The organism is Kribbella sp. NPDC004875, from assembly GCF_042873375.1.
Taxonomy (GTDB): domain Bacteria; phylum Actinomycetota; class Actinomycetes; order Propionibacteriales; family Kribbellaceae; genus Kribbella.
Genome location: NZ_JBIALI010000001.1, coordinates 1,183,416 through 1,197,633, shown reverse-complemented (window position 1 = coordinate 1,197,633; position 14,218 = coordinate 1,183,416). Strand labels below are relative to the sequence as shown.

The window sequence follows — 14,218 nt, the reverse complement described above, 5'->3', positions numbered from 1 at the left end:
GCCGGGAGGTTGCATCATGACGCGAGGGCGACGGCTGCTGCCGTCGCCCTCGATGGTGTCGCCGCCGGAGCCTGCCCCTGAGAGGCTCCGCCGGGTTTCCAGCGAATGAGGGGTGGCGGTCCCCGCCCGGACTGCCACCCCTTCTTCCCTATCGACGTCCGAACCCTCCCGAGGGTTGCCTTCGCCCAGAACTGTCCACATGCCGGACAAACGACAGGAACCAGACCGGGTTCAGCCGGCCCAGCGGCCGGTGAAGAAGCCCGCCGCCCAGATCGCGGCGAGCGGGATCGCCACCCCCAGGTACAGCCGGCCGACCCACGGTTTGCGCCGGGCCAGGACGGCCAGCCCGATCCACAGCGGCCACATCAGCAGGGTGGCGCGGGTGAGTGAGTAGATCCAGAACGACGTACAGAACGCGCCGAGGGTGGCGGCGACCCAGGCTGCCTCGCCCCAGGACCGGCGCCAGAACAGCCAGGCCAGGAGGACCAGCCCGACGAACAGTGCGACCAGTTCGGCGCGGAACATCCACGTCCAGTCGCTGCGGTCCGCCGGGAAGTGGCCCGTGCTCGCAGCCTGGACGGTGTGCATCAGCGAGGTCCACGGCCAGGTGAACTCGCGCGCCCAGCCCTTCTCCTGCGCCTGCTGCCAGGCGAACCAGGACCCGTGGATCTGCTTCAGGTACGCCATGAAGCCGAGCACCGGTACGGCGGGCAACGCCAGCCAGGGCAGCGAGAGCCAGTCCCGCTTCTTCGACGTCACGAACTCGACCAGCAGCGCGAAGATCAGAAAGATCCCGGATACCCGCACGGTCGACGCCAGCGCGACGAAGATCGCGGCGCGGGCCCAGCGTCCCTGCCGAGCGGCCAGCCAGCCGGGGAACGCGAACGCACAGAACAGCGCCTCGGTGTACCCCGCGGCGAGAAACACCCCGACCGGAGCGCAGTACCAGATGATCGCCGCGTTCGGCCCGATACCTTTCAGCTCCGGGAACTCGTACTGCGCCAGTCGCGCGAGATAGACACCCGCGATCGCGCTGGCGACCGCGGAGACCACGATGCCCGCGGCGACGTACCCGATGCCGGTGTAGCTGACCAGCCGCATCAGCAGTGGGAAGCCCGGGAAGAACGCGGCCAGCGGCGCACCCGACGGCTCACCGTTGTTGTAGCCGAACTCGGCGACCGCCTTCAGGTGCCAGACGTCCCACTGCAGCCAGGCACGCCAGACATTGGGGTAATCAGTGCCGCGGTTGAACAGCAACGGCGCCGAAACGGACAGCACGAACAGCCCGGCCCGAGTGACCAGCCACCACCCGAGCACCTCCCGAGCCTGAGCAGTCGGCATCCACCGCTTCCACCCCACCCCGTCGACCCGGGCCCGCCGAGCCCGCCCGGGCCTGGGCTCACCGGCAGCCGCGCGCTCAAACACGCCCGCACCACCGAACACCACTGTCCGCCCGAGTCACGCCTCTATCGTCCCTCATAGACGTGCCAGGCAGGCCGGCCCCGTCCGTCAGAGGCAGTCGTTGCAGGTGGTGATCGTGGTGTAGGCGTGCCGCGTGCCGTAGTCGTCGACGCCGTACGTGAGGCGCTCCCGGTGGAACGACGACATCGGCGTCCAGACGACCTCCCTGGGCGGATTGTCGTGACCGGTGCAGCCGAACTGGGTCTGGCCGGGACCGACGTAGATGTTCTGCCGGTGATAGGTCCCGTAGTAGTCGATGTACCCGGTCTCGAGGTACGGCTTCTGGCCCGGAGTACAGCTCGCCGAGATGCGGGTCCAGGTCGAGTGGCACGTGCTCGAATAGCGCAGCTCGACGTACACACCCTTCGCGGTGGTGAAGTTCTTCAGGGTGGTCGACCCCGAGCTGCAGCCGGCGGCCTGCGGGTCCATGCCGTTGCAGTTGTTGTAGGTACAGGCCACCGCGCTGGCGGAGCTGACTCCGGTCAGCGAGAACGCGGCCAAGGAAACGAGCGCGAGCACGGCGCGGGACATCTTCGTTCCCAGCATGGACTTCCCCCAGATTCTCGGCAGAAAACTACGCTCTGCGGTTGGCGATCGACGCTCTGGGAACGGTAGGCGGCGCGAAATTGCCGGGTCAACGAATCTGCACGTTGCTGCAGTTGCTCGTGGTGTGAAACCAGAACGGCACCCCGGGTGGGGTGCCGTTCTGGTGCGCTATTGGCCTCCGCCCGGAGGCTTCGGTGTGTTTGTGGGTTTGGTGGTCTGGCCGCCGGTCGGTAGTGACGGGAAGACCGGGGTCGTCGTCGTCCGGGTCGGCTTCGTCTTGGTCGGCTTGTCCGTCGGCGTGCTCGGGGGCGGCGTGCTGGGCGGCGGCGTGCTCGGCGGCGGCGTGCTCGGGGGCGGTGTGCTGGGCGGTGGGGTGGTCGTCGGCGTGCTCGGCGGCGGCGTGGACGTCGGGGTCGACGTGTCCTTGATCTGGTCCTTGTCCGGCTCGGCGAACTCGGCGTCGGGCACGCCCTCGAGAGCGGGCTTCATGAACGCCAGCCAGGTCTTCAGCGGCCAGTTGCCACCGAAGAACGCCGGGTCGTCGCTGTAGGGGTCCAGGTCCGACTCACCGGTGGCGCCGGCCCGGTACAGCACCGACGTGGACAACTGCGGCGTGTAGCCCGTCCACCACGAGGTCAGCGTCGCGGAGCCGTCCTTACAACCGTCGCAGGCCTTGTTCTTGGCACGGTCCTCGACGGCCACGCCACCCGCCGTACCGGTCTTGCCGGCAACTGCGCGGTCCAGATCCTTGGCACCCTCGCCGGTGCCCTTCTGGACCACGTTCTGCAGGGCGTAGTTGACGAGGTGGGCGATCTCCGGGTCGAAGGCCTTCTTCTGTTGCTTGATCACGCTCGCGTCCGACCACAGCACCTTGCCGTCCGGGCCGCGGACTTCCTTGATCACGTGCAGCGGCGTGTACTTGCCGTCGGCAGCGAACGTCGCGTAGGCGTTCGCCATGTCGACCGGCGACGCGTACGCGTCCGGGCCGAGCACGGTCGCCGGTGCCTGCCGGTCCTTCTCCAGCGTCTTCGAAGCCGGGATACCGGCCGCCTCGGCGGCGTCGACAACCTTGGCGGGGCCGTCCTCCATGTCGTTGTCGACCAGGTCGTAGAAGGCGGTGTTGATCGACTGCTCGGTCGCCTTCATCAGGGTGACGTCGCCGTAGTCGGTGCTGAGCTCGTTGCCGAACTTCTGCCCCTGGACCACGATCGGGCTGTCACCTTGGTAGACGTCCCAGAGTGACTTTCCCTGCTGGAGTGCCGCGGCCAGGGCGAACGGCTTGAACGACGAACCCGGTCTGGCCTTCGTCGTCGCCCAGTTCAACTGGCTCTTCAGGAAGTCCGGTCCGCCGTACATCGCGAGCAGCTGACCCGTGCCCGGTTGCACCGAGGCCATTCCGATGTGCAGTCCGGCGTCCTTCTTCGGGTGCTCGTTCTTGGCGGCGAGCAGGATTCTCTTCTGCTGCTGGTAGTTGAAGGTGGTGGTGACCTTCAGGCCGCCGCCGGTGATCGCGTCCTCGTCGAAGCCGAGCCGCACCAGCTCTTTGCGCGCCATGTCGAGCAGGAAACCGTTCGGCCCCCCGTAGCGGCTGCTCTTCTCCCGAGGGTTGAGCTTCGGCAGACGGTTGGCGTACTGCTTCTCCTGGGTCGGGGTGATCGTGCCCATCTGCTGCATGCCGTCGAGAACGTACTTGTAGCGCTCGATGATCCGCTTCTTGGTCCGTGGATCGGGGTCATTGACGTCGAAGAGAGTCGGGTTGTTCAGCACGGTCGCGAGAAGAGCGGATTCCTGGACGGACAGCGTCTTCGGGTCAGGCTTCTTGAAGTAGGCATCACCCGCGGCGGAGATGCCGTACGCACCCTCACCGAAGTAGATCGTGTTCAGGTAGCCCTCGAGGGTCTTGCTCTTGTCCTGCTGCCGGCCGAGCTTGGTGGCGATGAACAGTTCCTTGAACTTGCGGGAAACCGTCCGCTCCTGGGTCAGGTACATGACCTTGACGTACTGCTGGGTGATCGTCGAACCACCCTGCAGTTGCTCACCGCGCATGATGTTCACGCCGGCCCGGACCATGCCGGACGGGGAGATGCCGGGGTTCGTCCAGAACGTCCGGTCCTCGGCGGCGATCACCGAGTCCTGCACGTACTTCGGGATCTGCGCGAGCGGCACCGTGTGCCGGTTCTGCTCGTAGAACGATCCCAGCGGGTTCCGCTGGTCGGCGTACGTCACCGTCGTGGTGTTGGTGGCGAACTCCTTGTTCGGGTCCGGGATCTTCGTCGTCTGGTACATGACGAAGAACGCCGCGCAGCCCGCGATGATGCCGAGGAAGAGGAGTGCGGCGAACCACCCGAGGACCCGGAGCGCCCAGTGCTTCTTGCGCCGGCGGGGCGGGGCGGCCTTTCTACGACCTTCACTCACAGTGCAATCCTCGACGATCTCGCGGAAGTCATTGCCCCACAGACTACGGTGGGTGTGGTAACGGGCCCGAATCCGCTCCGGATGGTAGCAACGAGGGGCCACCCAAGGGAAAATTGGTCTACGGGCACCGATGTACTGACTCTTTACAACGTTGCAGGGTTGGCCTTGGGTGGGGACTGTGATCCGCCTCTCACTGCTCGCCGCCGGCCTGACTCTGCTGGCCACCTCCGTCGCCCACGCCGCGCCCGTGCCCCACGCCGCGGCCCCGCCGTCCACCGGCTACGCCAACCCCGTCACCGCCGGGTACTCCGCCGACTTCCCGGACCCCTCGATGATCAAGGGCCGGGACGGCTGGTGGTACGCGTACTCGACCGGCGGCCCGTACGCGAAAGACGGGCACGACGGCGACTCGTACAAGATCGCCCGCTCCCGAGACCTGACGCACTGGGAGAAGGTCGGCTCCGTGTTCGGTGCGGACAACCGGCCGACCTGGGCCGACCCGACCAGCGGGTTCTGGGCCCCGGACATCCGGTACGTCGACGGGAAGTACGTGCTGTACTTCACGGTCCACAACACGACGACCACGCCGGACAACTGGGACTACGCGATCGGTGCGGCGACCGCACCGACGCCGGCGGGCCCGTGGACCGACTCCGGTGCACCGGTTGTCGCGCCACGGCCGGCGTCCGGTGGCGGATTCCAGTGGACCATCGACCCGGCCGAGTTCACGGACACGGACGGTACGCGGTACCTGTACTGGGGCAGCTACAACGGCGGCATCCACGTCGTACGGCTGACCGCTGACGGACTGCGGACCGTCGGTGCCGTCACCGACGTGGCACGCGACCGCTTCGAGGGCCCGTACGTCGTGAAGCACGACGGGTACTACTACTTGTTCGGCTCGTCCTCGAACTGCTGCGCCGGCCCCACCACGGGGTACGCCGTCTTCGCGGGCCGCTCCCGTAGTCCGCTGGGACCCTTCGTGGATCGTCTGGGCAACGACCTGAACGCGTCGCGCACCGGAGGCACGCCGGTCGTCGCGTCGAACGGCAACCGCTGGGTCGGCACCGGGCACTCGTCGATCGTGACGGACCTGAGTGGTCAGCAGTGGTTCGCGTACCACGCGGTCGACCGGACCGACCCGTTCGTGACGAACTCCAACGGATGGCTGCTCCGCCCGATGCTGCTGGACCGTCTCGACTGGATCGACGGCTGGCCTACCGTCAACGCAGGAACCGGACCGAGTGAGTCGAGCAAGATCGCACCGGTTACTACGTCAGGCGCTCCGGCAGGCGACGTCCGCGCCGAGGCCGACGTGTCTGTCTCCAGTCAGGGCGTCACCGCTCGCGGCGCGACGGCCGTCATCGCCAACGGGCAACTCCGGCTGACAACCTCCAGTGGCTTCACGCGAACCGCACAGCTTCCACTGAAGGTCCCGGGCACGGTCTCGTTGGAGGTCCGCGGTCACCAGGCGACTGCGGAGTTCAGTGAGGACCGACTCGGGGACCCGCTGGCCACCATCGCGCTTCCGGTCGCACGACCTGCGGGCTCGGCAGGACCGGTCGGTGCGGCCGGCAACTTCTCGGTCGCGCCGCTCTACAAGCCGGTCACGCGTGCCGCTCCGACCCCTCGCATCGGTCGGGTCGACCAGCAGTACTCCGACGAGTTCACGCGCGGACTCGGCTCCGGCTGGACATGGCGGAACACCAGTGCGGACGCCACTGTCAGCAACGGCGCACTGCAGTGGAAGACCGAGACGAACGACCTGACTGACAACAACACCGCCTCCAAGGCGTCGCTGCTGCTGCGTGATCAGCCGACCGGCGACTTCGTCGTGGAGACCAAGCTGAAGCTGGACGTCGGCACCGACACCGTGCGGAACTACCAGCAGGCCGGTCTGCTGGTCTATCTGGACGATGAGAACTGGATGCGACTCGATCACGTTGCCGGCGGCACCGGACGGTTCGTCGAGTTCGGCAAGCGGATGCGGTTCACTCCGGTCGGTGCGCCGTCGGTGGTGACGTTCGGCGGTGCGATGATCGGTCCGCCGGCCGAAACCACCTGGTTGCGGCTCGCGCATGACGTCGTACCGCAGACTGGTGAGCACCGGTACCGCGCTGCGTCCAGCACGGACGGCAAGCACTGGGTGTGGGGTGCGGCGTGGACGCTGCCCGCCGGTACGACGCCCCGGATCGGACTGGTGTCGCAGGGGTCGTCAGCACAGACAGAAACGCAGTACGGCAAGGCGACCGCGCAGTTCGAATATTTTAGAGTCACTAGGTGACGTGTGGCGCCAAGAGCGTCACGGCGATCAGTGCGGCGGGGAAGCAGGCCAGGAACATCGTGAACGTGTAGCCCATGATGTCTCGCGCCTTCAGGCCGAGAATGGCGAGCGTCGGCAGCATCCAGAACGGTTGCAGCAGGTTGGCGCTCGCCTCCCCCAGGTCGTACACGACGACCATCCAGCCGGCGTCCACCTTGAGTTCGTTGGCGGCCTGCAGCACGTACGGCGCCTCGATCACCCACTTGCTGCCGCCACTCGGGACGAAGATGCCGAGGACACACGAGTAGATCGCGACCAGCGGCGGGAACAGGAACTGGTTACTCGCGTGCACCAACCAGCCGGCCAATCGCCCGGAGATCCCCGTGTAGGCGATCATCCCGAAAATCCCGCCGTACAAGGGGAACTGGAGTAGCACGCCGGCTGCCGCGGGCGCTCCGTCACGCACCGCACGGGCCATCCGCCACGGGCGCCACTGCAAAAGTAGTGCGAGCAGGAACAGGATCAGGTTGACCGTGTTGAGATCCAGTGCGTTGAAGAAGCTCTTCCCACTGAAGTAGCGAACGAGGTAGACCGCACCGAGCAGCACGATCAGCAGACTGAACAGTGGTGAGTGCTCCAACCAGTCACCAGGCCTGCGCGTCTCCTGGCGATCCCCGTTGCCCCGCTTTCCGTTGTACGCCGACCCTCTGCCGATGAGCGGTTTGAGTTCGATCCCGATGTCGTCCGCGGTCCGCGCAGTGCCCTCGCCTGGTGCGATGAACCACGCCATCCCGACACCGACGACGTACACGATCAGCGTCGCGACGAGTGCCTGCCAGGTGAAGATCGTGTCGCTGAGCGGGATCAGTCCGCTCGCGTGACCGCTTGCCTTGATGACTTCCTGCACCGGCGGCGGGCTGCTGCTCGCGCTCGCCACCTGCAACGCCGCGGAGCCCGACAGCCCCTGTGCCCAGACGGTCCCGAGCCCTAGGAACGCCATCGCGCCCAGCGCCCGGTAGTCCGCCTTCGGCACGTTCCGCGCCACTTCGCGCGCCAGGATCGCAGCGAAGATCAGACTGAACGCCCAGTTCAGGTACGACGCCAGCATCGCGACCGCGGCGACGAACGCGACCGCGCTCCGCGGACTCTTCGGGATCCGCGCCAGCCTGGTGATCAGCCGCGCGACCGGTCCGCTGGTTGCGACGGCGTACCCACCGATGATGATCATCGCCATCTGCAGGGTGAACGTGATCAGCGACCAGAACCCGATGCCCCACGCGTCGACCAGCCCGAAGCCTTTTGTCGCGGCCGGGTCGTCGGGCCGCTTCAGCAACGGCTCGCCGGTGAGCAGGCCGAACAGCAGCACCACGAACGTGCCGACCAGGACGAACCCGAACGCGTCCGGCAGCCATTTCTCGGTGAACGCGGTGAACCGCAGCGCCACGCGGGCGAGTAGCCCGTCGGTCTCGACATCGGACTTGGCGTGCTTCGCATGGACGTCGGCCATGACCCTCCGCTCCTGGACCACGACTCTGAGTTGTCATTCGATTAACGCAGATCGGCGCCTGACGTAACAGGTTTCCGGGCGCGGCGGTCCGATGAGGTGACAAACAACGACTTTGTTAGGGCTTGTCCACAGGCCTGGCGTCTGTTTACAGTGGCGGTGCGATGTATCGAACCGATACATCAGGTCATGACAAACTAGACCGTGGGAGGTGACTCATGGGAAACCGCAGTGGTGTCCTGGAGCTCGCCGTACTCGGTCTGCTGCACGAAGCGCCGATGCACGGCTACGAGCTCCGCAAGCGCGTCAACGCCCAGTTCGGGTGGGGACGCGTGCTGTCGTTCGGTTCGCTCTACCCGTGCCTGAAAGCGATGCTCCGCAACGGGCTGATCACGGCCGACCCCGGGACGCCGGAGTCGGGTCGCAGGCCCAAGATCGTCTACACGATCACCGCCGACGGCAAGGACTACTTCGCGCACGCGATGCACGAGGCCGGCCCGTCGGCCTGGGAGGACGACACCTTCGGCGTCCGCTTCTCGTTCTTCGGCCGGACCGATCCGGCCACCCGGTTGCGCATCCTCGAGGGCCGCAAGGCCCGGATGGAGGAGCGGCTGGCCAACTTCCGGGCGGCGATGAGCCGGACGGCGGAGCGGGTCGATGCCTACACCCTCGAACTGCAACGGCACGGCCTGGAGTCGGCCGAGCGCGAGGTCCGCTGGCTGTCCGAGTTGATCGACGGCGAGCGGCGGCACCAGCGGCCCCCTGACCAGCACCACCCGCCTACTCAAGGAGAATCCAGATGACCTCGATCCGCGTAGCGATCGTCGGCGTCGGCAACTGCGCAAGCTCGCTCGTCCAGGGCGTGCACTACTACCGCGACGCCAAGCCCGAGGAGCGCGTCCCGGGTCTGATGCACGTCCAGTTCGGCGACTACCACGTCCGCGACGTGCAGTTCGTGGCCGCCTTCGACGTCGACGGCAAGAAGGTCGGCCTGGACCTCGCCGACGCGATCGGCGCCAGCGAGAACAACACGATCAAGATCTGCGACGTGCCCCCGACGGGCATCACCGTCCAGCGTGGTCACACCCTCGACGGCCTCGGCAAGTACTACCGGGAGACCATCACCGAGTCCGACGCGGACCCGGTCGACGTGGTCGCGGCGCTGCGCGAGGCGCAGGTCGACGTCCTGGTCTGCTACCTGCCGGTCGGTTCGGAGCAGGCGGCGAAGTTCTACGCGCAGTGCGCGATCGACGCGGGTGTCGCGTTCGTGAACGCGCTGCCGGTGTTCATCGCCGGCACCAAGGAGTGGGCGGACAAGTTCACCGCGGCCGGTCTGCCGATCGTCGGCGACGACATCAAGTCGCAGATCGGTGCCACCATCACGCACCGCGTGCTGACCAAGCTGTTCGAGGACCGCGGTGTCACCGTGGACCGCACGTACCAGCTGAACGTCGGCGGCAACATGGACTTCAAGAACATGCTCGAGCGGGAGCGGCTGGAGTCCAAGAAGATCAGCAAGACGCAGTCCGTCACCTCGCAGCTGCGTGCGGAGATCGAGGACCGCAACGTCCACATCGGCCCGTCCGACTACGTGGCCTGGCTGGACGACCGCAAGTGGGCGTTCATCCGGCTCGAGGGCCGCAACTTCGGCGACGTCCCGCTGTCGCTGGAGTACAAGCTCGAGGTCTGGGACTCCCCGAACTCGGCCGGCATCATCATCGACGCGATCCGCGCCGCGAAGATCGCCAAGGACCGCGGCATCGGCGGCCCGATCCTCTCCGCCTCGTCGTACTTCATGAAGTCGCCGCCGGAGCAGTACGCCGACGACGTCTGCCGCGAGCTCGTCGAGAAGTTCATCCGCGGCGAGGTCGAGCGCTGACCCCGTTCTGACAGCACGCCGCCCCGCACCCCTCCCGGGTCGCGGGGCAGCGTGCGATCATGGCGCCGGATGACCGAGATCCGCGAGTACCAAGACTCCGACGCCACCAGCTGGCTTCGCTGCCGAGTCCTCAGCTTCTTGACCACGGAGTACTTCGACGACGTCGTCGTGACCCGTCCGTCGTTCGAGAACCCGGCGCACCGTCTCGTGGCGGTGCAGGACGACACGGTGATCGGGCTGATGGACGTCGAGATCCTCGCGGATCGCGCGACGATCGACGTACTCGCCGTACACCCGGATCACCAGCGACGCGGGCTCGCCGCCCAGCTGCTCGAGGCGGTGCTGCCTCGGCTGAAGGTCGGCGTACTGGATGCGTGGACGCGTGGGGATGCGTCGGCGAACGCCTGGTACCAGCGGTCGGGGTTTGTGGAGAACTTCCGCTATCTGCATGTCTACAAGTCCTGGCAGGACGACGAGACGCTTGCGGCGCCTGAGGGTGTCGACAAGGTGATGTCCGCGTTCATGCATGCGCCGATCTCGGCCGAGGCTGCGATGCGGGAGCGGTTCGCGCGAGTGCATGTCTGCCGGCAGTACGTGCGAGCGTTGTAGTCGTGCCGCTTCATGTCGGATGTGCGCAGTGGACGCATCCTGCCTGGCCGCAGCCGAGTCGCGAGAAGCTGCGGTCGTACGCCTCGTGGTGCAACGCGGTCGAGAGCAACACGACGTTCTACGCGACACCGTCCGTGTCCTCGGTGGCTCACTGGGCTGAGCAGACACCACCGGACTTCCGCTTCGTGGTGAAGCTGCCGCAGGTCATCAGCCATGAGCGCCGACTGACCAACGTCGACGCAGAGCTCCGCGAGTTCGTCGCCGCGGTCGAACCGCTCGGCCCGCGCAACCACGCCCTGTGGATCCAACTGCCGGCGGCGTTCTCACCCACCGACCTCGGCACCCTCGCCGCGTTCCTGCACCACGCACCCCGCGAGTTCCGGTACGCCGTCGAGGTCCGCCACCGCGCGTTCTTCGAGGACCCGAGCGCGGCCGCCAACCTGGAACGCGTGTTGGCACGCGCGAACGCGGAGTGGGTCCCGTTCGACACCGGCACGCTGTTCGGTCGCCGCCCGACAAGCCTGGCGGAGCGCGACGCCTGGATGAAGAAGCCGCGAGTGGCTCGGCGGACGCGCGCGCTCACCGGTCACCCGATCGTCCGCTACATCGGCCGGGACTCCGTCGACGAGACCGTCGAGGGCTGGTCGTACCTCGTCGACCTGGTCGTGAACTGGCTGTCCGAGGGCCGCTCCCCGACGGTCTTCCTGCACACCCCGGACAACGCCGAGGCTCTCAATCTCGCGCGCCGCTTCCACGCGACTGTCGCGGCAATCGTGCCCTCGTTGGCCCCGCTCGCGGAGCCCGTCGCCACCGAACCGCCGACTCTGTTCTAGTTATCCACAGCTTCGAAGTGGCCGCGGATTTCGTGGTCGATCTCCGTATGTTCTCCGCCGACTTCACACCTCGGGAGGACATCACATGGAGCACCCCAACGGTACGGCGCCGTTCGCACCTGCCGGATCTGTCGCGTCTGTTGCACCTGTCTCGCCTAGCGACGAGAGGCAGGCTCGGGCGGACTGGCTGATCACCGAGCTCGGGCGACTCGCGGCCGACGCCGACGATCCGCACGACCAGGCCCGCTTCCGCCGTACCGCGGACTCGCTCGTCCGGCTCGCGATCGCGTTCCGCTCGTGACCACCGCGACGATCGCGCCGAGTCCTCCCGTCCCGGCCTCGGCCGCTGAGCTCCTTGCCCGCAGCGGGGAGATCGCTCGCGATCTCGCCGGCGCCGAGCATTCGGCGTGGAACGGGCAGATCGCCGAGGCGCCCGCCGGGGTCCTCGGGTTGGCGCACTGGGACGGCACGCTGTACCTCGACCGCGAGTCCATCCTCGATCCACTGCATCATCTGTACGAGCACGCCGGTGAGGACCACGCCATCCCCACCCTCGCCCGCTACCGCGAGGCCCTGGCCACACTGCTCCACGAACATGCGCACTTCCTCGGCCCGTCCGGCTCCACCCAGGAGTCGGCGCGCGAAGCGTTCCTCAAACCCGGCAGCCGTGAGCTGGAGGAAGGCGTCACCGAAGCCTGGGCTCAGGACCACCTCGACGAGTACATCCACCGGCTAGGCATCGACCGAGTTGCTCCCGGCATCAATTCCGTCCAGGCGCCGGGGTACTACGCCGCGTTCGTGCCCGCCGTCCGCAAGCTCAGCGCCGACCTGGAGAACCGCAACGGCCTCCGCCGCGGCGAGGTCCTCGACCTCCTCAACCGCCAGACCGCCGACGGTCAGTTCCCGCTACTGGTCGACCTCGTCTACAACTCCACCCGCCTCCCTGATCTGGAGCTGCCGCCTGGCGTCATGACCCGTTCCCGCCTCGAGAACACCTTGCGTTCCGGCCTCGCACACCTCGACGCCTACGAACTCACCGCCCCCAGCTTCGCCACCGCCAAGTCCCTCTCCACCGCCGACCACATCCTCGACCACCTCAACCACGAAATCCGCACCGCCGAATCCGCCTCCCTCTTCACCCCCACCTCAACCGCCCTAGCCGTCTCCTCATCTACCGGCCACGCCCTACCGCCCACTCGGCACGCGCCAACGCCCACTCACCAGATCCCACCCCCGCATCATGCGGCCCTCACCGGCATCGCTCCCCCCACCGCACCCCGCCCGGCCAACACCCACCTCCGCCCCGCACACACCAGCCCCCGCCTGACCAGAGGAGGCCTCCACCGCCCCGCCCAGTAGCCTGCCTCGCCCAGCAGCTGCGGACCGGAGCCTTCGCGGAGGAGAACGCAAATCCGAGCTGTCCATCGGGTGCAGCAGGCGGCTCGGGGCGGATTGGGTCGGGGGTGGGTACGGTGGCGGGCGCGGGGTGACGGAAGGAGTGGTGGATGGAATTGGTGAGTGAGAGTCGCGAGCTGCAGGCCGGGCTGGTGGAGTTGCGGCGCGAGTTGCATCGCGAGCCTGAGGTCGGGCTGGTGTTGCCGCGGACTCAGGCGACGGTGATGGACGCGATCGCGGGGCTGCCGCTGGAGGTGACCACAGGCAACGAGGTGACCTCGGTGGTCGGGGTACTGCGAGGCGGCGCGCCCGGGCCGACGGTGTTGTTGCGCGGGGACATGGACGCGTTGCCGGTGGTCGAGGAAACGGGTCTCGACTACGCCGCGGAGAACGGGAACATGCATGCCTGCGGCCACGACCTGCACACCACGGGTCTGGTCGGTGCGGCGCGGCTGCTGAGTGCGCATCGCGAGGAACTCCACGGGAACGTGATCTTCATGTTCCAGCCGGGCGAGGAAGGGCTCGGCGGCGCCGGGTACATGGTGCGCGAAGGGCTGCTGGAAGCGACGGGTGACAAGCCGGTCGCGGCGTACGCGCTGCACGTCTGGGCGCAGGCGGCGAAGGGCACGTTCCAGCTCCGGCCGGGCACGATGATGGCCAGCTCGAACCAGCTGCACATCACCGTGCGCGGGAAGGGCGGACACGGGTCGATGCCCGCGACAACGGTGGATCCGGTGCCGGTGGTGGCCGAGCTGGTGCTGGCATTGCAGGCGTACACGACGCGCCGGGTGAGCGTGTTCGACCCGGTCGTGATCACGGTGACGCAACTGGAGGCCGGTGTCGCGATCAACGTCATCCCGAACACCGCCCGCCTCGGGGCGACCGTGCGCACGTTGTCCGACGCGATGCTCGACCAGCTGACCCGTGAGCTGCCGGCGCTGGCGGAGCAGATCGCGGCGGCACACGGATGCACGGTCGACGCGCGACTCAACCCGCAGTACCCGGTGACGGTGAACGACGCGGGACGTACGGAGGAGACGATCCAGGCGCTGTCCGGACTGTTCGGAGCGGATCGGGTCGAGCGGCTCGAGAACCCGTTGATGGGTGCTGAGGACTTCTCGATGGTGCTGCGGGAGGTGCCGGGCACGTTCGCGATGGTCGGTGCGCGACCGGACGACGTGTCCGCCGCGGAGGCGCCGTCGAACCACTCCAGCATCGTGAGGTTCGACGACGCGGTCCTCGCCGATCAAGCAGCGGCGCTGGCGCACCTCGCGACCAGGCACCTCCTACCGACCTGAGATCGCACAAGAAGT

12 protein-coding genes are annotated in these 14,218 nt (G+C 67.4%); 8 read left to right on the top strand and 4 right to left on the bottom strand.

Annotated elements, in window-relative coordinates; all coding sequences use genetic code 11:
- Positions 1-231: 231 nt before the first annotated feature.
- The 3 genes from ACFYRH_RS05695 to ACFYRH_RS05685 all read right to left on the bottom strand — a co-directional run bounded on the left by ACFYRH_RS05695 (position 232) and on the right by ACFYRH_RS05685 (position 4,422).
- Positions 232-1,341 (bottom strand): mannosyltransferase family protein, encoded by a 1,110-nt coding sequence (locus ACFYRH_RS05695; RefSeq protein ID WP_387768648.1) that lies wholly within the window; start codon positions 1,339-1,341, stop codon positions 232-234.
- A 168-nt stretch (positions 1,342-1,509) separates the two neighbouring features.
- The gene (locus tag ACFYRH_RS05690; RefSeq protein ID WP_387768645.1) at positions 1,510-2,007 is read right to left on the bottom strand and encodes a DUF2690 domain-containing protein; all 498 of its coding nucleotides are present in this window, start codon (positions 2,005-2,007) and stop codon (positions 1,510-1,512) included.
- Positions 2,008-2,175: 168 nt separating this feature from the next.
- Complete coding sequence (locus ACFYRH_RS05685) at positions 2,176-4,422, bottom strand: transglycosylase domain-containing protein (RefSeq protein WP_387768642.1); 2,247 nt, start codon at positions 4,420-4,422, stop codon at positions 2,176-2,178.
- A gap of 169 nt (positions 4,423-4,591) precedes the next feature.
- Here ACFYRH_RS05685 and ACFYRH_RS05680 point away from each other — a divergent pair, with 169 nt between their 5' ends.
- Positions 4,592-6,706, top strand: coding sequence for a family 43 glycosylhydrolase (locus tag ACFYRH_RS05680; RefSeq protein WP_387768639.1), 2,115 nt, complete (start codon positions 4,592-4,594; stop codon positions 6,704-6,706).
- On the opposite strand, the gene ACFYRH_RS05675 is transcribed toward ACFYRH_RS05680, so the two are convergent.
- Positions 6,699-8,192, bottom strand: a complete 1,494-nt coding sequence (locus ACFYRH_RS05675) for a short-chain fatty acid transporter (RefSeq protein WP_387768636.1) — start codon at positions 8,190-8,192, stop codon at positions 6,699-6,701. The genes ACFYRH_RS05680 and ACFYRH_RS05675 overlap by 8 nt on opposite strands.
- Positions 8,193-8,407: 215 nt before the next feature.
- Here ACFYRH_RS05675 and ACFYRH_RS05670 point away from each other — a divergent pair, with 215 nt between their 5' ends.
- The 7 genes from ACFYRH_RS05670 (at position 8,408) to ACFYRH_RS05640 (ending at position 14,203) form a co-directional block, all read left to right on the top strand.
- Complete coding sequence (locus ACFYRH_RS05670; protein WP_387768634.1) at positions 8,408-8,992, top strand: helix-turn-helix transcriptional regulator; 585 nt, start codon at positions 8,408-8,410, stop codon at positions 8,990-8,992.
- Positions 8,989-10,068 carry an inositol-3-phosphate synthase gene (locus ACFYRH_RS05665; RefSeq protein ID WP_387768631.1) on the top strand — a complete coding sequence of 360 codons (1,080 nt, stop codon included), beginning with the start codon at positions 8,989-8,991 and terminating at the stop codon, positions 10,066-10,068. The genes ACFYRH_RS05670 and ACFYRH_RS05665 overlap by 4 nt, the downstream gene beginning before the upstream one ends.
- A gap of 69 nt (positions 10,069-10,137) precedes the next feature.
- Positions 10,138-10,677, top strand: a complete 540-nt coding sequence (locus ACFYRH_RS05660) for a GNAT family N-acetyltransferase (protein ID WP_387768628.1) — start codon at positions 10,138-10,140, stop codon at positions 10,675-10,677.
- A gap of 2 nt (positions 10,678-10,679) precedes the next feature.
- On the top strand, positions 10,680-11,510 hold the full coding sequence (locus ACFYRH_RS05655) for a DUF72 domain-containing protein (RefSeq protein WP_387768625.1): 831 nt from the start codon (positions 10,680-10,682) through the stop codon (positions 11,508-11,510).
- An 85-nt stretch (positions 11,511-11,595) separates the two neighbouring features.
- Positions 11,596-11,811 carry a hypothetical protein gene (locus ACFYRH_RS05650; protein ID WP_387768622.1) on the top strand — a complete coding sequence of 72 codons (216 nt, stop codon included), beginning with the start codon at positions 11,596-11,598 and terminating at the stop codon, positions 11,809-11,811.
- Positions 11,808-12,869, top strand: a complete 1,062-nt coding sequence (locus ACFYRH_RS05645) for a hypothetical protein (RefSeq protein ID WP_387768620.1) — start codon at positions 11,808-11,810, stop codon at positions 12,867-12,869. Before ACFYRH_RS05650 ends, ACFYRH_RS05645 begins: the two co-directional genes overlap by 4 nt.
- 146 nt (positions 12,870-13,015) lie before the next feature.
- Positions 13,016-14,203, top strand: a complete 1,188-nt coding sequence (locus ACFYRH_RS05640; protein WP_387768617.1) for a M20 family metallopeptidase — start codon at positions 13,016-13,018, stop codon at positions 14,201-14,203.
- Positions 14,204-14,218: the final 15 nt, after the last annotated feature.